An 18,500-nucleotide genomic window follows, 5' to 3' on the forward strand; every position below is an offset into this window, starting at 1 on the left:
CCCTAAGCCGAGTTTTCAAGGTGCTGTCCGCCCACTTGGTTTTCGAGACGGTCTTTTTAATTCTAACGTAAAGCCAACCTAGAACGGCGGGGTTTCCCACCCAAAATTTTCGATGACTACTTCCTCTTTCCCTATTCTGATTGTTATTTGTGGGGCAACTGCCACGGGAAAATCCAGTTTAGCCCTACAATTGGCCGAAAAGTTTAATTCAGTAATTCTCAGTGCCGATTCCCGACAAATCTATCGAGAATTTAATATTGGTACCGCTAAACCTAGCTTAGAAGAATGTCAGCGGATTCCCCATTATCTAATTGATATTTGCGCTCCTCAGCATAATTTTACCCTAGCACAGTACCAAGAACAAGCTGAGGATTTAATCACCACTCTCCACTATTCTCCTCTGTTTTTGGTCGGTGGTACGGGACTTTATATCAAGTCCATTGTCAAAGGTTTAAAAATACCGAGGGTTTCTCCTCAAGCGGATTTAAGACAGCAATTACAAGCTTTAGGGCAATCCTATCTTTATCAGATTCTGACGCAGGTAGATGAGGAGGCTGCTAAAAAAATTCATCCCCATGATCAGATCAGGACTTTACGCGCTTTGGAGGTTTTTTATCTGACAGGAAAACCTATCTCTAGTCAGCAGGGAGAAAATCCTCCCACTTATCCGATTTTACAAATTGGTTTAGATTGTTCCCCAGAAAGTTTAGGCAAGCGGATCACTGTTCGTACTCATCAAATGATCGCCAGGGGATTAGTAGCAGAGGTGCAGAATTTGGGGGATAAATACGGTTGGGATTTGCCACTTTTGCAGACTTTGGGTTATGCAGAGATTAAGCAATATCTCCTCGGGGAAATTTCTTTAGAACAGGCGATCGATCTAATTATCCTCCACACCCGTCAATTTGCTAAACGTCAGCGCACTTGGTTTCGTGCCGATGCTGATATTGTCTGGTTTCCCGTCGATAAAGAAAATTTATTGGAATCGGTGGAACGACAAATTATTTTTTTTCTTGAGGGGTTGTCAAGGCCCGATATAAAAACACATCATCCTCATTAAGGATTAACCGAAAGTTGTCATTTTGATTCAGTTTATTTAAGTGATCATCAATTAGTTCTGGTGAACTAGACCAACCGGGATGACGGCGATCGAGTAGGATATAATTAAATTGATTTAAATCTAGGGATTGGGAACCTTCGATCGCTAATTTGATTATTTCTCGATGGGTAAGATGGGGGGCAATTCTAGAAGTAGTCAAGACACTCTCACCGGTGGTAATTTGGGTTAGAGCTTTTTGGGTAGCTGCCCAAGTATCAAGGGAATTTAAATATAGTGACCAAAAATAGCCGTATTTAGCTAAGGCAAGAAAGGCAATAATTGCCCAAGTAATTATCCATTTAGGCTGCTTCAACCAGTTACTATTATGGGCTAAAGTGGCGATAACCGCTAGAAATAAAAAGGGCAAAATTGGCAGGGAATATTGAGTGGTTAAGTTTTTTTGTGGGGCATGATCTGCTAATAAATTTAAAGCGAGTGCGGGAATAGCGGCAATTATTGGGGCAGAATAGCGCCAGGATAAACCCCAAAATAAGGGAATAATTAATAGGATTAGATATTCTAGATTATTGCCAGTCAAGATTTTTCCCAGGACAAGATCGGGTTTGAGGAAAAGATTAAAGATAATTGCTGGCAAACTATCTCCTAGATAACTATATCGAGAATCAGCCATTTCGATAACTGCCGATTTTCCTGTCAGGAGAGGGATTAATAATTTCGTGGTGATAATAAACCAAAGAATGCCGCTAATAATAGCAATTATTCCCGATATTTTTTTCTTTTCCCAGAGAAGTAACCAGATACCCATTCCCAACAGTGTTAAAGAGAGAATTGCCTTACAACCGAGAATAATAATGATTCCTAGACAAAATCCCCAGAGATTATTTAATCTTGCTGCCAAAATCGTCCAAAAAATCGCTGGCACTGCGATAACTTCGGGATGAAAATCAAAGAGATTAACATTAAAAATCAGGGGATAGAGCAGATAAACTAAGGCTAATGTATAAGCTTGTTTTTCTTTTAATCCCGCTTGTATAGCCAATTGCCAGAGGGGAAAAACTGCCAGGGAAAGGGAAAAAGCTTGTAAGAAAAGCAGCCAATAAACGCTAGGATAAATTTTATAAAGTAAGGCTATAGGATAGAGAATAAAAGCGATATGATCGCCTAAAATATGGTAGCCAACAAAAGATATAATCGGGGTTCTTCCTTGAGAAATTAGGTAAACTCCTTGATCGAACCAACCAAGATCGAGAGCATTAGATTGAAATAAAATATGTCTGATAGCACTGCAAATAAACAGGATTATTGTACTGGAACTAACTAACCAAAATAAATCTTTTTTTTTGAGCATAATCGTTAAGTTTTACTGAGATTTTTCGGGATTATTACGACAATACTGCCAGGTATGTATAAAATAGGAAGCAACTTCAGTAAACCATGTTTTAAAAATATTTCTGTTCTCACTGGTAACGATAACCGCATTAATAAACTCTTGCCATTGGGGATCATTAGCGGGAAGAATGAAACCATAATAATCACAATTTAAAGGATTGCGGGGGATAAGTTGATAATCTTTTTCTAAGGATAAACCGAGGATAACAGCTTCTCCAATTAGCAGAATACCATCACTAGCAAAAGCATCTATTCTATTCCTTCTTAAACTTTGGATACCTCGCAGTCTTCCCGTCACTCCTTGAAATTCTTGATAGGTAGCAAGAGGATATTTTTGTCTTAATAATTCTTGAGTGCTGGTATCTCGCAAAACTCCAATACTTATACCTTCTAAGGACGAGGAAAAGTTAAAATTATTCTGATTATCACTCCGAACTAAAAACTGAGTTCCCGTGACAAAAAAAGGACGAGAAAAACTGACACCATCAGGTATATTTTTTCTGATACTATTAGGACCACACTCGAAATCAACGGTTTTATTTTCCAATAACTGGAAGCGATTAAATAAAGTTGATTTATAAATTTTGACACTGATGATCCGGAGGTTTAATTTATGCTTTAGTTGTTCTCTAAGCAATTGGATAAAATCTAAGCATAATCCCTGCAAATTATTATTACTATCTCGATAGCCAAACGGAATTGCATCTTCTCTCATAGCTACTTCTAATAATCCCGTGCGTTTAATTTTTTCTAGAACCGTTTCAGACTTAGCTGGGAGAGCAGCAAAAAAATTAGATAAAATAAAGAGAGTAAGAATGATTAATTTCATGACTTTTGCCGAGATTATTTAAGATTTGTTATGACCGTGATCCCATTGATCTAAAATATCTTTGAATAGTAATTCATCTAACCATGTTTTTACTACCACTGTCAAAGGTAAAGCCAATAATAAACCTAAGATGCCAAATATTTGAGCGAAGAATATTTGAGCAATTAGGGTAATTGCCGGTAATAAAGATACCTGTTTAGCCATGACAGTGGGTGTCAACCAATAACTTTCGACATTTTGGATAATAAAATAGAGAATCAGAATAGCGACAATTTTCCAAGGTGCATCGATAACAGCAATGAGTATCGGAAAAATCACACTAGCAGTCGGTCCGATATTAGGGATAAAATTGAGCAATCCTGCTAGGATAGCATGAACGAGAACTAGATTAATTTGTAGAACCCAAAGACCGAAACCACTTAATACTCCCACGATAGTTGAACTAATGGCAATTCCCAACAACCAATTACCCAAACCCGCTTCCGATAGGGTAAGAATTTCCTCGGCACGACGACGATAGAAGTTAGGAAATAATTTTAAGAAAGCTTGTCGATAGGGTTGGGGATTGGCTAACATCATCATTGCTAACACCAGCACGAATAATAATTGTAAAATTGCCGCAACTGAGTTAGAAAAGAAAGTAAAAAAGTTACTAAAAACAAAGGTTCCTAAAGGTTGTAACTGCTGGACTAAATCACTTAAATTAGGCAGCGATGGCAACCAATCAAATTGGAATTGTTGTCGCCATCGAATCGAGTTATTGCGGACTAAATCCCAAGCTTGCGGTAAAAGTTCAATTAATTTTTGAAACTGTTCAACAAAGGGGGGAACGATAATTACAAAAAATAAAATCACAATTGCTAGACTCGTCAGCAGGGTAATTAAAATAGCTAACCCCCTTTTAATCCCTAATCTCTGCAATCCTTTTACACATCTATTTAAGGCTACGGTAAACACGATCGCCATAAAAATCAATAATAACAGCTGTCGAATCTGCCACAATACATACAGAGCCATTATTAAACAGATAAACCCCAACCACTGACCAAATTTCACAACCTTGATTTATCCTATCGGGACAAGTTTTATCATACAGCAGTCGGGAGGCGGTCGGCGGTCGGCAGGTTTTAGGTGTTGGGGTTTTGGGGTGTTGGGGTTTTAGTTCAATTTCCCCACCTCCCCACCTCCCCACCTCCCCACCTCCCCACTTCCCCACTTCCCCACTTCCCTAACAGCATAAATTAAGTTTTGTATCGATAACTTGCTAATTTTGCTGTTATATGCTATACAATTACAGCCCAAAACAGGATAGAAAAACGAGATTTTCTTAATTACCAGACATTTTCTCAAATTTTATGGCAACTATCCCAGAGTCAAATTATCCTGAAAGAAATCCTCTCCCAGAAAATCCGACCAGACTCAGAAAAATTCTGGCCATTAATGCTTTTATCCTTGTACTAGGACTTCGATGATGAAAGAATTGGAGCGATACTATAAAGTTTTAGGGTTAGATCATGGGGCATCTCTCGACGAGATCAATCAGGCCTACAAGGATTTGGTGTTTATTTGGCATCCCGATCGCATTCCCAAAGATAATCAGCGTCTTTTGGAAAAAGCCACCGCTAAACTGCAAGAAATTAACCACGCTAGGGAGCAATTGCGGCAAATCCATCAAAATTCTTCTAAAAGCTCCAATTACGCCCCTAAACCTGAAAAAAAGCCCGCCCACGCTTATAAAACTGCTTCCCCCTATCAGCCTCACCCTAGCCAACCCGGCCAAAATTCACAAACCCACAGTCACAAAACCCCTAGTCAAGAAACCCATAGTCAACACAGCCACTCCCAGAATAACCATCAGGTTCACAATCAGGCCGCCTGGCGCCCTCACTATCGGGACTTAAACGGAGCCGATTTACAGGGGGCCAACCTGAAGGAAAAAGATCTCTCTAATCGCAGTCTCATCGGGGCAGATTTAAGCCATGCCGACTTAAGCGATAGCTTCCTGCACAAAATTAACCTAGAAAAAGCTAATCTGTACAAAGCTAATCTTTTTCGCGCCAATCTCCTCGAAGCTAACCTTAAAGGCGCAAATTTACAGGAAGCCAATCTCATCGGGGCCGATTTAAGCGGGGCGGATCTGTCGGCGGCGGATTTACGCGGGGCAAAAATTGGCTTTGGTAAGCGTATTATGGTGAAATTAACTGGGGCAATTTTAACAGGAACAATTCTCCCCGATGGTTCGATTCATCAATAGACCTCTTGCTAATTTTGATCTCCCTTTAATATGAACTATCACCGGATGGGCATTTATTACACAATCGCTGCTGTTTTTCTAGGGATACAATTAGCTGCAGGAGAAAATTTATCGGCAGCGAATCCAGATTTTCTACGACTACAAAAAGCTCTAGAGAAACACAATTTCATCGTCAAAATTGCCCCGCCACCCGTGCGAGGAGCCTACGGTTTATTTGATAGTAAAACTAGAATTATTTGGATTCATCCCCTAGTTTTTGACTTAGGTATTGCCCGACCAACATTGATTCATGAAGCTGTCCATGCCACTCAACTTTGTCATGGAGGCAAAACAGTTAAAGCTCTTAATTTAGGGATAGAACCACCAGCAATAACCAGAAGATTTTTTATGAATTATGAAGGTTTTAGCCGGCAAATTGAAGCCGAAGCCTATACTGTTCAAGTTCAGCCCGATGGTCTAGATTTAGTGATTTCTTTACTGCAAAAATATTGTGCTTAGAAAACCTGTCCATAAATCTACCAATCCCGTTCTAATTCTTCGGCCACAAGACGATAATCGGCGCTGGCTTCTTGGGCATTTTTACCGCGCCAATTGGTAATAGCTACCCCGTCTAAAACGGCTTTTTCGTGGGCCTTATAATTTCTGACAAAAGCATGACAGGCAGGAATACCTAATTCTAATAAAGTATTTTGTGCTTCCAAAGTTTCCTTAAGACTACGGGAATCCACTTTCGTTAACAAAACCCGATAGGAAATTCCTAGGGGTTTAACTGCCGTGCGTACCGTGTCAATTAAAGCCATTAAATCCATCGGTGCGGGAGGAGTCGGTAAAATTAAATAATCTGATTCTGCTATTACTGCGGTAAGTAATTGGGAGCGCAAAGCTGGTGGTGTGTCAATCACGATCAGATCGTACTCGATAATTTGACGCAATTCTCCTAATTTCTCTGTATTAATTTGCTTGGCTAAATCAAATACCATATCCCCTTGATTTCTTTCTACCCACCAAGTGGAGGAACCCTGGGGATCCGCATCCACCAGCAAAACACGCTGATTTTGCCCCCAAATTGCCGCTAAATTGACCGCAGTGGTGGTTTTACCCACACCACCTTTACCGTTGACAACAGCCAGAATTTTGGGGCTATTAGGCTTTAATTGCGAGGTTGTTGAGGAATTGGACATTTTCAGTTATCAGTTATTTTAGCTGTCAGGATATAGGAGACAGGAGGCAGGGTGGTCACTGCGTGCGCGTTGCGGGGGGTTTTGGGGTGATAGGGTGTTAGGGTGTTGGGGTGTTAGTTTAAATTCCCCCACTTCCCCACTTCCCCACTTCCCCACTTCTCACTGAATATAACTAACCAGAAAGTTTTTGATCTAAGATTTGGCTAGTTAATTTAGGATCGGCTTTACCGCCGCTTTTTTTCATGACTTGACCGACAAAAAATCCCTTAAGATTGGTTTTACCCGCCCGGAATTTTTCTAACTCGCTTGGATGGGAGGCAATAATTTCCTCGATCAGTTTTTCGATCGCAGAAGTGTCAGAAATTTGTATTAATCCTTTCTTTTCCACCAGTGCTTTTGGTGAACCGCCTTGGCTGAGAAGTTCGGGTAAAATTTCCTTAGCAATTTTGCCACTAATTGTTCCCGCTTCAATCAGTTTAACTAATTCAGCTAAGTCTGACGCTTGCAGGGCAATTTCCGTGATCATCAGCTTATTATTATTCAAATAAGCGGCGATATCTTGACTGAGCCAGTTAGCGACTAATTTCGCATTTGCCCCGGCAATTACAGTAGTTTCAAAATATTCGGCCACGGTGCGATCATCGGTTAAAACCCGGGCATCGTAGGGGGAAAGACCAAATTCTTCTTCATAACGACGACGTTTATGAGCGGGTAATTCCGGTAATTCTTCCGCCCAAGCTTTTAACTGTTCGGGAGAGACTTCTAGGGGGGGTAAATCCGGTTCGGGAAAATAGCGATAATCGCTAGAACCTTCTTTTTTCCGCATACTAATCGTCCGTTGAGTAGCTTCTTCCCAAAGACGGGTTTCCTGTAGGATCAATTCGCCATTTTCGAGCGCTGCAATTTGTCGATCGATCTCGTATTCTATGGCTTTTTGGATAGCACTAAAGGAGTTCATATTTTTAATTTCTACCTTAGTCCCGAACTTTTTAGCGCCTTTTTTCCGCACAGAAATATTGACATCGCAGCGCAGGGAACCTTCCTGCATATTACCGTCACTGATGCCGAGATAACGCACTAAACGCCGTAATTCTTGGGCATATTCCGCCGCTTCGGCCCCGGTGCGTAAATCCGGTTCCGAGACAATTTCTAATAATGGTACACCTGTACGATTAAAATCCACCAGGGAATGGGTGGAACCAGAGAGACGTTCGCTGCCGGCATGAACCAGTTTTCCCGCGTCTTCTTCCATGTGCAGACGAGTAATACCGATAATTTTGCGGCTAACTTCCTTAGTTTTTTTATCGACGATCTCGATTTCTAGTTGACCCTGTTCGACAATAGGGAGATCATACTGGGAAATTTGATAATTTTTCGGCAGGTCGGGATAAAAATACTGTTTGCGATCGAATTTGCTATGGAGTGTGATTTTACCATCGATAGCTAATCCCAGTTTAACGGCACTGGCCAGGACTTCTTGGTTAAGGACGGGTAATACCCCCGGATAACCCAAACAGATGGGACAGACGTTAGTATTGGGGGGACTATCGAAGTTGGTGGGACAGGGACAAAATATCTTGCTTTTGGTGTTCAGTTGACAGTGGGTTTCTAAACCGATAATTGCTTCGTATTCAGTAGCAGACATATTTTCTCGCTCTCGCCGACACAGGAATGATCTGTTTACTCATTATAGTCGCGATTCTGGAGCATTCCCTCCCTTAATAAAACTTAATACTGTAGTTACTAATAACTTTATGCACCTTTAATATAGCTTAAAAAAGATAATTTATTCAGCCAATGTACGCCATTATTTTAAATTTTATCAAAGGCATAAGACAGGGAAGCTTATCGATAATTTTTCCCCGATAAACCTAGCTTTTTTAGTATCGACCCCCGACCACCGACCACCGAAAACCAAAACTTCCCACCTCACCGTTAAGATAACCGCCATAAATCGTAGCAAAAATTAACTTCTAGAGACAGGATATTTGCTTAGTATAGAAACAGAGAGATTATACCTAAGAACTGACCCCATAACCAGCCAAAAGCAATATAAGCGGCGAAAGTGAGCATTTTCTAGGCAAATATTGCCTTAATAATTGACGATTTTTACTTTGTACTCAATTTTATGTCTTTAACTCTCTCAGAACAACTCAAGCGAGAACAATTATCCTATCCCCAAACTCTCCTCCATCATCTGCAAAGGTTACGGCATTTTGTGACAGTGGAAGGAGAGGAGAAATTGCAGCAGTGGAAAAACCTCATTGAAAAGGAGAATTTTCAACCTAGCACCCGTAATTTAGCCTATTATCTCGCCCTGAGACAAGAAGATATCCGGGATTTACAATTAGCTTTAATGCCCTGGGGATTATCTTCCCTAGGCCGGATTGAATCGAAAGTTTTACCGACTCTCGATGCAGTAATTGCCACTTTAGGGGCGGTTTGTCATCAAGAAGCCTCATTATTACCCAAACATCCCCCTTTAGAGGCATTTTTCCAAGGAGATCAACTTTTAGCCTCCCATAGCGCCGAAGTTTTCGGTCTGCCTTCCCCCCGGCGTCGGGTGCGAATTATGGTGACAATGCCGACGGAGGCGGCAACCGACCCCGATTTTATCGCTCAATTACTGCGTTGCGGAATGGACTGTATTCGCATTAATTGCGCCCATGATAGCCCCAAAGAATGGCAGGGAATGATCGAAAATCTGCGCGAGGCGGTCAAAAATCCCGAAAATTTAGTCAATGGACATACCTGTAAGGTTTATATGGACTTAGCTGGCCCAAAAATCCGTTTAGAACAGATTTTAGCCCCCCAGTCCCAAACCAGACTATATCAAGGGGATTTTCTCCTCTTAACCACCCAACCGCCCCATACTGCTCATCCTCAGTATTTTCAGGCTAATTGTTCCCAACCGGAGATTATTCCCCAAATTCCCGTCGGGGCGAAAGTTTGGATTGATGATGGTCATATTGGGGCTGAAGTTATTGCCATAATGCCAGAAGGTCTTTTACTAAAAATTACTCACGCCAGGGAGAAAGGAGAAAAACTCAAAGCAGATAAAGGCCTAAATTTCCCCGATACCGTCTTAAATATCGATCCTTTGACCGCAAAAGACCGGCAAGATTTAGATTTTATTGCCCAAAATGCCGATATTATCGGTTACTCTTTTGTGCAGAAAGCCAGTGATATCGAAGCGCTACAGCTAGAGTTACAAAGTCGTTTGGGGGATGCTTGGCGACAAAAAGCAATTGTGGCCAAAATAGAAACACCTTTAGCCGTGAAAAATCTTCCCGAATTAATCATCCATGCCGCCGGTAAACAACCTTTTGGGGTGATGATTGCTCGGGGCGATTTAGCTGTAGAAATTGGCTATCAAAGACTAGCAGAAATTCAAGAGGAAATTCTCTGGTTATGCGAAGCGGCACATATTCCGGTAATTTGGGCCACCCAAGTCCTAGAAAATCTGGTCAAGAAAAGTATTCCTTCCCGGGCCGAGATTACCGATGCCGCTATGGCCGAAAGAGCCGAATGTGTCATGCTTAATAAGGGGGAATATATCCGCAAAGCGGTGACAATTCTCGATGATGTTTTACAAAGAATGCAGACCCACCAAGCTAAAAAAACGCCCCAATTACGCGCTCTCCATTCTTGGGTTTAAGCAGTTTCAGTTATCAGTTATCAGTTATCAGTTATCAGTTATCAGTTATCAGTTATCAGTTATCAGTTATCAGTTATCAGTTATCAGTTATCAGTTATCAGTTATCAGTTATCAGTTATCAGTTCTGATCACTGAAAAAACTTCCCACTCCCCCACACCTTTTAAACAGGATTGAGAGTCAGAGGCAGATTAACGCATATTATTGACCGCACCACTAACCAAACCAGCGCTAACATAGCGACCATAACCATCAAGACGGTTTTGTTGAGCGATTCGGGAGGGATTATTGACGAGATCGGCAACTCCCACACCCATCATCACCACGGAGATAACTGCGATTAAGTAGTTACGGACAAAAGTTGGATTTTGGTGGCTGACTAACATGGTTGTTACCTCTCTTTCCTGTCGATAACCTTAGAATACGAGAGGGTTTGGGGTGATGTCAGTCCCATAATTCAGGATGACAGAAGTGGAAAAAAGTGGAATCCCCTCTCTATTGGAGATTATGCTTGTTTTTTTGTCGATTAGAATGGGTAAATAGGGAATCGGGAACAGGAAAAGGGCAATATTCGTCGTCAATCTGGTTAAATAATCAGTAAATCAGCTAAAAACTGACATATTCTCGAGAATATGACCTTAAAAACCGCGATTATGACCATAAAATTTTTCTGGCCTTTAGTTTTAGGATTATCTATTGTTATTATTGACAATGGGCAATATTTGAGAGCAGAAACGGTAACTTTGAGCGCCAGTCAACGGCAACAGATGCGATCGCTAGATGCTAAGATTATTTTACCTAACTATATCCCCCCCGGATTTCGGGCCAGCGAGATTAAAATCCTCGCAGAAGAGGGGAAAGGATACGCAATCCTCTTTGAAAATGCCGAGAATAGCTGTTTTTTGGTGGAAGGAATCGAAAACGCCAGGGGCGATGATGGTTTAGAATTAGAGGGAACCCTAGCGCTTAATTCCCCACTATTTGGAGAAGGATACTGGCTCAATTATGGTACACCCAAAAACTCGGAATTAAGGCAACAATTCCCCGAACCCGATTTGTATTCCGATTGGATGAAAATGGGAGAATATTTTTATCGTCTCAGTGGGGCATTAATTGCCCGGGAGGAGTATGATTATCCTAATTGCCGTCAAGATATTTCCCCATCGGAAGCAGTTAAAATAATCGAATCTTTTGGAGATAACAATTAAATTGAATTTATCTACAGTCATTTCTAATCTACAACAAAAAAGCAAGGAGCGGTTAGCTTGGTCTGATTTTTGCTGGTTAGGATTAGTAATAATTTTGGGACTGGTTATTAGGTTAACACAATTAACGAGCAAACCTCCCTGGACAGATGAATTTGCCACTATGGTTTTTAGTATTGGCAATAATTACCAGATAGTGCCGTTAAATCAAATAATTTCCCTAGACACTTTATTAGCACCTCTCCAGAGCAACCATCAGGCAACTATTGCCGATGTAATTAAATTAGTTATTCAGGAGGACAATCATCCACCTTTATATTTTATTCTCGCCTATCTCTGGAATAAATTATTCTTTGATCGGGGAGAATATGTATCTTTAGAAGGAATGCGATCGCTGGCAGTATTTTGGGGAGTTATTTCGATTCCTTTAATTTATTTTATCAGTAAATTGGTCTTTAAATCAGGCTCGATCGCTTTTCTAGCGGCGATTTTAATGGCGGTTTCTCCCTATGGGGTTTTTATCTCCCAAGAAGCGCGCCATTATACTTTAGCGGTTGTATTTGTCCTCATATCTTTAGGCTGTTTTCTTAGGGCAAGCGGTCAAATTATCCACCATAAAAGAATATCCCATACTTTGGTTTTTTTCTGGTTAATTGTCAACTGTCTAGGGTTATTAGTCCACTATTTTTTTAGTTTAACTATCCTAGCGGAAGCAATAACTTTATTATTGATTTTATTCAATCAAATCAAACAAAAAAACTTTTGGATAACTAATTGGTGGCGTTTAAGTTTAGTTTTTTTAGGTAACTTGAGCTTTATTATTATTTGGTTGATCACGGTTGTACCCAAAGATTATGGCAATCAGATGACCGGTTGGATTCAGAGAGACAATGATAGTTTTTTAGCAGTAATTAGCCCCTTTTTTCAATTGCTGGGAACATTAATTACTATGCTTTCTCTGCTCCCCGTTGAATCAGAATCTTTAATAATTATCTTGATTTCTGGGGCAATAATGATCGGTTTTTTTCTCTGGATTATCCCACAATTAAAAACAGCGTGGCTAGACTCCTATAAACCAGAATTAGGCATTCTCTCGGCATTTTTTCTCAGTTCAATTGCTATTTTCTTTGTCATCACCTATCTGCTCTCGGTCGATATTACCCGGGGAGCTAGATATAGTTTTGTTTACTTTCCCTCGGTAATTTTAATTCTAGCAATTTTATTAGACAATTGTTGGCAAAGGGAGCATAGAAAAATCGTAATTATTGTAATTATCATGGCTTTAATTAGTTCCCTAAGTGTTACTTTTAATTTAGGCTATCGTAAGTATTATCGCCCAGATAAATTAGTTACCACCATCGAAAATAATAGCCGTTATCCCTTAGTAATTGCCACTAGCTATAGGAGTTTGGTGCAGGTGGGAGAAATGATGGGAATTGCTTGGGAATTTAACCAAAGATTTCCCGATAAAAACCCTAAGTTTATCTTAGTTAACTCAGAAGAAAAGCCAAATTTTAATCTGCCATCTTCTCCCCCTTTTGAATTATGGTTAATTAATTTCCATTCTTCAATAGATCGCTCGGACTGTCAACTCTCAGAGTTATCCTCCAATTATGTAACAGGTTATGAATATCAAAAGTTTCTCTGTGGGCGATCGATGGATTATAATAATAAAGTTAAGTAGGGCTATTAACTATGATTATTTGGGTAAATGAACAGATTGACCCCTGCGGTTTAGTACAAGCTTGTATTGCCTGTCAAGATGAACAAGCAGCAAAAGATTGTCATCAAAGTTGGTTAACCAGTCTTACGGATGAACAAAAACAAGCGGGGTGGGTAGCAGTTTTAAGAACCGTAGAATCTTGGGATGATGTACCTGTAAATGCTCTGAAGTTAAGTTATTAACTATAACTAGGGTTTGCGGCAAAAAGTTTTTCGTGGGAAGTGGGAAGTGGGGACAAGGGAGCGGGTTTTTAAAGTTGGATGGGGAGTTAATCGCACTATTAAAAACATCAATCGATGACAAAAATTTGGCTGGCAGAGCTTTTAGAGCAAAAACAGGCGAAAAAACGCAAGAGGGCAGGTTTTACCCCACCCTTTGGTCTTATTTTAAACGAATCACTAATCTGCGATCAGGTTCCACGCCGCGACTTTCCGTGGTTAAATCGTTTTCTTCCTGAAAAAAGGCATGAATTTGGCGACGTTCCGCCGAAGATAGGGCTTTTAATTCTATTTCCTGCCCTGTTTGCCGCACTTGCGTCGCCGCTTGATTCACCCAGTCGAAAAGTTCTGCCTGTCTTTGTTGACGATAGCCATTGATTTCGACAATATAGAACTGATGTTCTGCCGTCTCGACACCAATATTCAGAATCGTATTAGCTAGGGATTGAATCGCATCTAGTCCCTCACCCCTGTTAGAGAGGAGAAGTTCCACTTGTTGGGGACTCAATTGACTACTATCAATAATCAACCAACAGGAGGAAGGTCCAGTTCCCAATTCCTGCACACCAATCTGGACATCTGCGGACATGGCCATCAACTTTAGCAGTTTTTCCAGCCATTGTTTAGCTTTCTCGCTATTTTGCTCCCATATACTCATTACGATGTTTTTTCCTTTTTCTTGCTAGAACGTTTTTCAAAGGGGAGAGCATCGCGGGATTTTTCCGTTTTTTCCTGTTGCGCTACCAATTTTTGCAGGTTTTCCGGTAAAGGTTCCCGCATCAAAATCACCGTTTGAATAGTTTGGAAGATGTTCGCGGTTAAGATATACATCAATACCCCCGCCGGTAAGGGGAAAAACAGGAACATCATACTAAAAATTATCGGGGTGATTTTATTCACCGTTTGCTGTTGTTGGGCTGCCCCCCCCGAAGGCGCGCCGGCACCGGATAACTCTTGGTTAACATAGATACTAATGCCGAAAGCGATCACCATCGCCAAAATATCCCAGTGAATTTCACCATTCGCACCGGTTGCCCCAATTCTTCCCAGGGCCTCAATAAAGAGAAAACCCGTATTAGCGGCAATCCCCGGCACGATAACTTTAATACTGGCATCTCCGGGGGCTAAAGCGACGATGGAACCGTCTTCATTAACTTGCAGCAGTTCTTGACCTTTAAGCACCTCGTAGGTGGGTTTTAGGTTATTTTCGGGTACTTCCGTGGCTAATTGGCTTAAAGACTTGCCCTGGTCGTTTTGGAGGTCGATTTTTACCTGTTCTCCCGGGGCGATTTTATTGCCTTGGGGTAAAAAAGCGGTGATGGGATAGTGGAGAGATTCGTCAATATAGACGTTTTGGGGTTTGGTGGCATAGGGTTGCCGCTGCACGAGGGCGATTTGTTCCCTTGGCAGCACTTGTAAATCGACGGTATAGTTAATGTCCGAGAAGGGGGAACCCCGCAGAGTGGCAAATAAAGCCAAAAGAATCGGCATTTGTAATAACAGGGGTAAACAACCCGCTAGGGGATTGCCCAACTCCTGCATTAATTTGCCCATTTCCTCCTGTTGTTTTTGGGGGTCATTTTTGTAGCGTTGTTGAATTTCTGCCTGTCTTTCCTTCATCAAGGGTTGAGTGATTCGCATTTTTCTCATATTGCGAATCTGGCCGGCGCTGAGGGGAAAGACGGCAAATCTGACCACCAGCGTTAAAGCAATGATGGCGAAACCGTAACTATGCACAATCCGAAAGAAAAAATCTAGGATTGGCAACATGATATTTGTGGAAATAAATCCGACTCCAAAATCCATGGGTTTAATCTATGCCTTCTCGTTTAGTAGGGGTTCACTTTGACAAATCTAATTTATCGAATCTCGGCGATCGATTATTTTGTTTTATTGACTGATGATCGATTCTAGGGGACGACCGGTTTTATCGGCGACTCTTTCGGCAATATAGTCATGAATTTCCCGGAATTTCGGCATCGAGCGCATTTCTAAACGACTTCTATCCTTGAGAGTTACGACAATATCCCCCCAAAGACCAATTCCTCTCGGCATTTTCGCCACTTTTGCCACTTCTGAATAGATAATATCTGTGCGATCGCGTCCCATCCAACCCCCAGTGATCGAAATCCGCCGATCGGTTATCTTATATCTTAACCAGATTGCCCGCACCACTGCCCCAACGGTTAAAGGTAAACAAATCACCGTAAATCCTAGCAGGATATTGATGATTAGGTCGCCGATGTGCGGACCCCCTTCATAAAAAGTTTCTTCTTTAATGCCCATGAATTATATTGGCCTTCACTAACAACTGCTTTAATTCTCGCAAAAAATGTTCATAATTGCACTCGATCGCCTCGGGACGGATAATGATTATCCCTCGCCATCCTGTCGCTATTTCTGGCAATAACTGCCGGATTGCCGCTCGCATTTGCCGTTTTAGTCGATTACGAACCACCGCTTTTTTACTAACTTTCTTGCTAATCGAGATGCCAAAACGACTGGGAAGAGGCTTATCCTGGCCAGAATCCTCTAAACTAATTAAGGTTAAGTGGGAACCGTGATAACGCCTCCCTTTTCCATAGACAGCTTGAAAATCCTGTCGATGTTTTAAGCGATGAACTTGGGGTAGTCCCACGAAAATTAGTCGGTTCCCAGAATAACCTAAACACTTAAACGATAGCGCCCTCTTTTCCGACGAGCTTTAATCACTTTGCGTCCGTTGACGCTACGCATTCTCGCTCTAAATCCGGAAGTGCGCTTCTGTTTGCGCGTGGTTCCTTCTAAAGTACGTTTACTCACTGCCGATTTTCCTCCTTAAGATAGAGTTAGTCTATAGATATAAAGACACAATTTTTAATTATAACAAAATTACTAGGAATTTGGAAGCTCATGGTCAAGCTCCGTTTCGGTCGGGATATCTGTAATTATCTTCCGGTGGCTGAAAAGCGCGAATGGTTAGTCACTAATGGTATCGGTGGTTTTGCTGCGGGAACCGTGGCCGGATTGCTAACTCGCTGTTATCATGGCCTCTTGATCGCTGCTTTGGCTCCACCGACGAAAAGAACGCTTCTTGTGACTAAAATCGATGAATCGGTACAATATAACCAGAAAATTTATCATCTGGCCAGCAATCGCTGGTTAGGTGCTACGATCGAACCGCAAGGCTATATTAATATCGAAAGTTTTCATCTGGAAGGGACAATTCCCGTCTGGACTTTTATCTGTGGAGATGCCTTACTAGAAAAGCGTATCTGGATGGAACAGGGAGAAAATACCACCTATACTCGCTATACCTACCGTCGCGGCAATTCTCCTTTAACCCTGAATCTGACTGCTTTTGTCAATTATCGTGATTTTCATGGCAATACCCAGGGTTTTAACTGGCAAATGGCTATTAGTCCCCTGGAAAAAGGAGTAAGAGTGATTGCCTATGACAATGCTGTACCTTTTTATCTATTAATCAGTCAGGGACAGGTTTTTACCGCTAATATCTGGTATTATCGCTTTGATTTGGCCGTGGAACGTTATCGTGGTTTAATCGATCGGGAAAATCATCTCCATGGGGCTAGTTTTTCGGCTACTCTTAAAGTGGGAGAATCGGTGACAATTGCCGCTAGTACCCGTCCCGATCCGAATTTAGACGGTCAATCTTCTCTAGAGTCTCGCTATCGCTACGAGAATAGTCTGATTAATCCCCAGCAGCCGGAATGGATTCAACAACTTACCCTCGCTGCCGACCAGTTTATCGTTAGTCGTCCTCTCCCCGATCAACCGGACGGCAAAACGATAATCGCGGGTTATCCTTGGTTTGGTGATTGGGGTCGCGATACGATGATCTCCCTAAGAGGATTAACTTTGACTACAGGCAGACCTGCGATCGCCCGTCAGATTTTACTAACCTTTTCCCGTTATCTAGACCGGGGTTTATTGCCGAATTTACTACCCGATGGGGGAGAAATGCCTGAATATAACGCTGTCGATGCTATTCTTTGGTATTTTGAAGCCATTCGTTCCTATTTTAACCAAAGCCAAGATTTTGAGTTTCTCAAAACTATTTATCCCGCTTTAACGGAAGTGATCGCTTGGTTTCGTCTCGGCACTCGCTACAATATTCACCTAGATGACGATGGTTTGATCTATGCCGGGGAAGCGGGAGTACAGTTAACTTGGATGGATGCCAAAGTTGATGATCTGGTGATTACTCCCCGCATCGGCAAACCCGTAGAAATTAATGCCCTTTGGTTCAATGCCCTAAAAATAATGGTTCAATTTGCCCATTATTTGGGCATGGATGCCACTGATTACGAAAAAATGTCAAAAATGACCTTAAAAGGGTTCTCTCGCTTCTGGGATGATTCTCTGGGGTATTGTTACGATGTTTTGGATACGGAAAAGGGTAATGATGCCAGTTTACGACCGAATCAACTTTTTGCCGTGTCTTTGTCGGTGGAGGAGTTATTAAATTCCCCACAGAAAAAGGGCATTGTCGATATTTGTGCTTTAAAATTGTTGACTTCTCGCGGTTTGCGATCGCTAGATGCCGATCATCCTGATTACCGTGGCGTTTACAGTGGCGATCGCTTAAAAAGAGATAGTGCCTACCATCAGGGGACAGTCTGGGGATGGTTATTAGGGGCATTTATCGAGGCCCATCTGAAAGTCTATCGCGATCCCATTCTAGCTGAGAGTTTTTTAACACCGATGATCGACCATCTTCGGGATAGCTGTATCGGTAATTTAAGTGAAATTTTCGATGGCAATGCCCCTTTTACCCCTAGAGGTGCTTTTGCCCAAGCATGGACAGTGGCAGAGGTATTAAGGGTTTGGCAAGTGATCCGAGAATTTCGGCCATAATCCTTTAAATTGACATCCTCACCGCCGTAAACGGACGGTGATTCCCAAACCTCACGATTTGAGTTTCTGCTTCTTTCCCGAAGGATTTTTCGCACCTGCCTTAACAGATTTACTCTGTTCTGGTCTTA

General features: G+C 41.6%; 19 protein-coding genes. 8 read left to right on the forward strand and 11 right to left on the reverse strand.

What is annotated here, in order from left to right:
• Positions 1-112 precede the first annotated feature (112 nt).
• Positions 113-1,060, forward strand: a complete 948-nt coding sequence (miaA, locus tag EWV84_RS14635) for a tRNA (adenosine(37)-N6)-dimethylallyltransferase MiaA (RefSeq protein ID WP_286826679.1) — start codon at positions 113-115, stop codon at positions 1,058-1,060.
• Here miaA and EWV84_RS14640 read toward each other — a convergent pair.
• Genes EWV84_RS14640 through EWV84_RS14650 form a run of 3 tightly spaced genes read right to left on the reverse strand, consistent with a single transcriptional unit; the run spans position 1,002 to position 4,334 of the window.
• Positions 1,002-2,408: a DUF2079 domain-containing protein gene (locus tag EWV84_RS14640; RefSeq protein ID WP_287078574.1), complete on the reverse strand. Its 1,407-nt coding sequence runs from the start codon at positions 2,406-2,408 to the stop codon at positions 1,002-1,004. The genes miaA and EWV84_RS14640 overlap by 59 nt on opposite strands.
• Before the next feature lie 12 nt (positions 2,409-2,420).
• Positions 2,421-3,278, reverse strand: a complete 858-nt coding sequence (locus EWV84_RS14645; protein WP_287078575.1) for an amino acid ABC transporter substrate-binding protein — start codon at positions 3,276-3,278, stop codon at positions 2,421-2,423.
• A gap of 18 nt (positions 3,279-3,296) precedes the next feature.
• The gene (locus EWV84_RS14650) at positions 3,297-4,334 is read right to left on the reverse strand and encodes an AI-2E family transporter (RefSeq protein WP_286826676.1); all 1,038 of its coding nucleotides are present in this window, start codon (positions 4,332-4,334) and stop codon (positions 3,297-3,299) included.
• A gap of 415 nt (positions 4,335-4,749) precedes the next feature.
• Between EWV84_RS14650 and EWV84_RS14655 the strand changes: the two genes are divergently transcribed.
• Together EWV84_RS14655 and EWV84_RS14660 are read left to right on the forward strand one after the other, a co-directional pair.
• A complete protein-coding gene (locus tag EWV84_RS14655; protein WP_287078588.1) occupies positions 4,750-5,532 on the forward strand; it encodes a pentapeptide repeat-containing protein in 783 nt (260 codons plus the stop codon).
• A 45-nt stretch (positions 5,533-5,577) separates the two neighbouring features.
• Entirely contained in the window at positions 5,578-6,030 is a 453-nt protein-coding gene (locus tag EWV84_RS14660) for a DUF8637 domain-containing protein (RefSeq protein ID WP_287078577.1), read from the forward strand.
• Between the two features lie 17 nt (positions 6,031-6,047).
• Here EWV84_RS14660 and EWV84_RS14665 read toward each other — a convergent pair whose 3' ends face one another.
• Together EWV84_RS14665 and gatB are read right to left on the reverse strand one after the other, a co-directional pair.
• Positions 6,048-6,713 (reverse strand): ParA family protein, encoded by a 666-nt coding sequence (locus EWV84_RS14665; protein WP_287078578.1) that lies wholly within the window; start codon positions 6,711-6,713, stop codon positions 6,048-6,050.
• A gap of 172 nt (positions 6,714-6,885) precedes the next feature.
• The gene (gatB, locus tag EWV84_RS14670; RefSeq protein ID WP_287078579.1) at positions 6,886-8,358 is read right to left on the reverse strand and encodes an Asp-tRNA(Asn)/Glu-tRNA(Gln) amidotransferase subunit GatB; all 1,473 of its coding nucleotides are present in this window, start codon (positions 8,356-8,358) and stop codon (positions 6,886-6,888) included.
• 483 nt (positions 8,359-8,841) lie between these two features.
• On the opposite strand from gatB, the gene EWV84_RS14675 reads away from it, so the two are divergent.
• Positions 8,842-10,371: a pyruvate kinase gene (locus tag EWV84_RS14675; RefSeq protein WP_287078580.1), complete on the forward strand. Its 1,530-nt coding sequence runs from the start codon at positions 8,842-8,844 to the stop codon at positions 10,369-10,371.
• A 189-nt stretch (positions 10,372-10,560) separates the two neighbouring features.
• On the opposite strand, the gene EWV84_RS14680 is transcribed toward EWV84_RS14675, so the two are convergent.
• Entirely contained in the window at positions 10,561-10,755 is a 195-nt protein-coding gene (locus EWV84_RS14680; RefSeq protein ID WP_002738625.1) for a hypothetical protein, read from the reverse strand.
• Between the two features lie 246 nt (positions 10,756-11,001).
• Between EWV84_RS14680 and EWV84_RS14685 the strand changes: the two genes are divergently transcribed.
• From EWV84_RS14685 to EWV84_RS14695, 3 genes are read left to right on the forward strand one after another with little or no spacing between them, the layout of a single operon-like run.
• Positions 11,002-11,577, forward strand: coding sequence for a hypothetical protein (locus EWV84_RS14685; protein WP_287078581.1), 576 nt, complete (start codon positions 11,002-11,004; stop codon positions 11,575-11,577).
• A 1-nt stretch (position 11,578) separates the two neighbouring features.
• Complete coding sequence (locus EWV84_RS14690; protein WP_287078582.1) at positions 11,579-13,258, forward strand: glycosyltransferase family 39 protein; 1,680 nt, start codon at positions 11,579-11,581, stop codon at positions 13,256-13,258.
• Between the two features lie 11 nt (positions 13,259-13,269).
• On the forward strand, positions 13,270-13,479 hold the full coding sequence (locus EWV84_RS14695; RefSeq protein ID WP_002739214.1) for a hypothetical protein: 210 nt from the start codon (positions 13,270-13,272) through the stop codon (positions 13,477-13,479).
• 199 nt (positions 13,480-13,678) lie between these two features.
• Here the strand turns inward: EWV84_RS14695 and EWV84_RS14700 are convergent, their stop codons facing one another.
• From EWV84_RS14700 to rpmH, 5 genes are all read right to left on the reverse strand, one after another.
• Positions 13,679-14,173: a Jag family protein gene (locus EWV84_RS14700; RefSeq protein WP_287078583.1), complete on the reverse strand. Its 495-nt coding sequence runs from the start codon at positions 14,171-14,173 to the stop codon at positions 13,679-13,681.
• On the reverse strand, positions 14,173-15,321 hold the full coding sequence (yidC, locus tag EWV84_RS14705) for a membrane protein insertase YidC (protein ID WP_287078584.1): 1,149 nt from the start codon (positions 15,319-15,321) through the stop codon (positions 14,173-14,175). The genes EWV84_RS14700 and yidC overlap by 1 nt, the downstream gene beginning before the upstream one ends.
• Before the next feature lie 84 nt (positions 15,322-15,405).
• Positions 15,406-15,801 carry a PH domain-containing protein gene (locus EWV84_RS14710; protein ID WP_002797763.1) on the reverse strand — a complete coding sequence of 132 codons (396 nt, stop codon included), beginning with the start codon at positions 15,799-15,801 and terminating at the stop codon, positions 15,406-15,408.
• A complete protein-coding gene (rnpA, locus tag EWV84_RS14715; RefSeq protein ID WP_286826270.1) occupies positions 15,791-16,153 on the reverse strand; it encodes a ribonuclease P protein component in 363 nt (120 codons plus the stop codon). Before rnpA ends, EWV84_RS14710 begins: the two co-directional genes overlap by 11 nt.
• A gap of 26 nt (positions 16,154-16,179) precedes the next feature.
• On the reverse strand, positions 16,180-16,317 hold the full coding sequence (gene rpmH / locus EWV84_RS14720; RefSeq protein WP_002739276.1) for a 50S ribosomal protein L34: 138 nt from the start codon (positions 16,315-16,317) through the stop codon (positions 16,180-16,182).
• A 90-nt stretch (positions 16,318-16,407) separates the two neighbouring features.
• Here rpmH and EWV84_RS14725 point away from each other — a divergent pair, with 90 nt between their 5' ends.
• A complete protein-coding gene (locus tag EWV84_RS14725) occupies positions 16,408-18,372 on the forward strand; it encodes an amylo-alpha-1,6-glucosidase (protein WP_287078586.1) in 1,965 nt (654 codons plus the stop codon).
• Positions 18,373-18,500 lie beyond the last annotated feature (128 nt).

This window comes from Microcystis sp. M_QC_C_20170808_M3Col, from assembly GCF_007095505.1.
In the GTDB taxonomy this organism is placed as follows: Bacteria; Cyanobacteriota; Cyanobacteriia; order Cyanobacteriales; family Microcystaceae; genus Microcystis.

Bases quoted from the DNA above. Each gene is read 5' to 3' on its own strand.
- EWV84_RS14675 (WP_287078580.1), top strand. From the start codon at position 8,842: ATGTCTTTAACTCTCTCAGAACAACTCAAGCGAGAACAATTATCCTAT.
- EWV84_RS14640 (WP_287078574.1), bottom strand. From the start codon at position 2,408: ATGCTCAAAAAAAAAGATTTATTTTGGTTAGTTAGTTCCAGTACAATA.
- EWV84_RS14710 (WP_002797763.1), bottom strand. From the start codon at position 15,801: ATGGGCATTAAAGAAGAAACTTTTTATGAAGGGGGTCCGCACATCGGC.
- EWV84_RS14665 (WP_287078578.1), bottom strand. From the start codon at position 6,713: ATGTCCAATTCCTCAACAACCTCGCAATTAAAGCCTAATAGCCCCAAA.
- EWV84_RS14685 (WP_287078581.1), top strand. From the start codon at position 11,002: ATGACCTTAAAAACCGCGATTATGACCATAAAATTTTTCTGGCCTTTA.
- gatB (WP_287078579.1), bottom strand. From the start codon at position 8,358: ATGTCTGCTACTGAATACGAAGCAATTATCGGTTTAGAAACCCACTGT.
- EWV84_RS14645 (WP_287078575.1), bottom strand. From the start codon at position 3,278: ATGAAATTAATCATTCTTACTCTCTTTATTTTATCTAATTTTTTTGCT.
- EWV84_RS14660 (WP_287078577.1), top strand. From the start codon at position 5,578: ATGGGCATTTATTACACAATCGCTGCTGTTTTTCTAGGGATACAATTA.
- EWV84_RS14680 (WP_002738625.1), bottom strand. From the start codon at position 10,755: ATGTTAGTCAGCCACCAAAATCCAACTTTTGTCCGTAACTACTTAATC.
- EWV84_RS14700 (WP_287078583.1), bottom strand. From the start codon at position 14,173: ATGAGTATATGGGAGCAAAATAGCGAGAAAGCTAAACAATGGCTGGAA.
- EWV84_RS14695 (WP_002739214.1), top strand. From the start codon at position 13,270: ATGATTATTTGGGTAAATGAACAGATTGACCCCTGCGGTTTAGTACAA.
- yidC (WP_287078584.1), bottom strand. From the start codon at position 15,321: ATGGATTTTGGAGTCGGATTTATTTCCACAAATATCATGTTGCCAATC.
- EWV84_RS14655 (WP_287078588.1), top strand. From the start codon at position 4,750: ATGAAAGAATTGGAGCGATACTATAAAGTTTTAGGGTTAGATCATGGG.
- EWV84_RS14725 (WP_287078586.1), top strand. From the start codon at position 16,408: ATGGTCAAGCTCCGTTTCGGTCGGGATATCTGTAATTATCTTCCGGTG.
- miaA (WP_286826679.1), top strand. From the start codon at position 113: ATGACTACTTCCTCTTTCCCTATTCTGATTGTTATTTGTGGGGCAACT.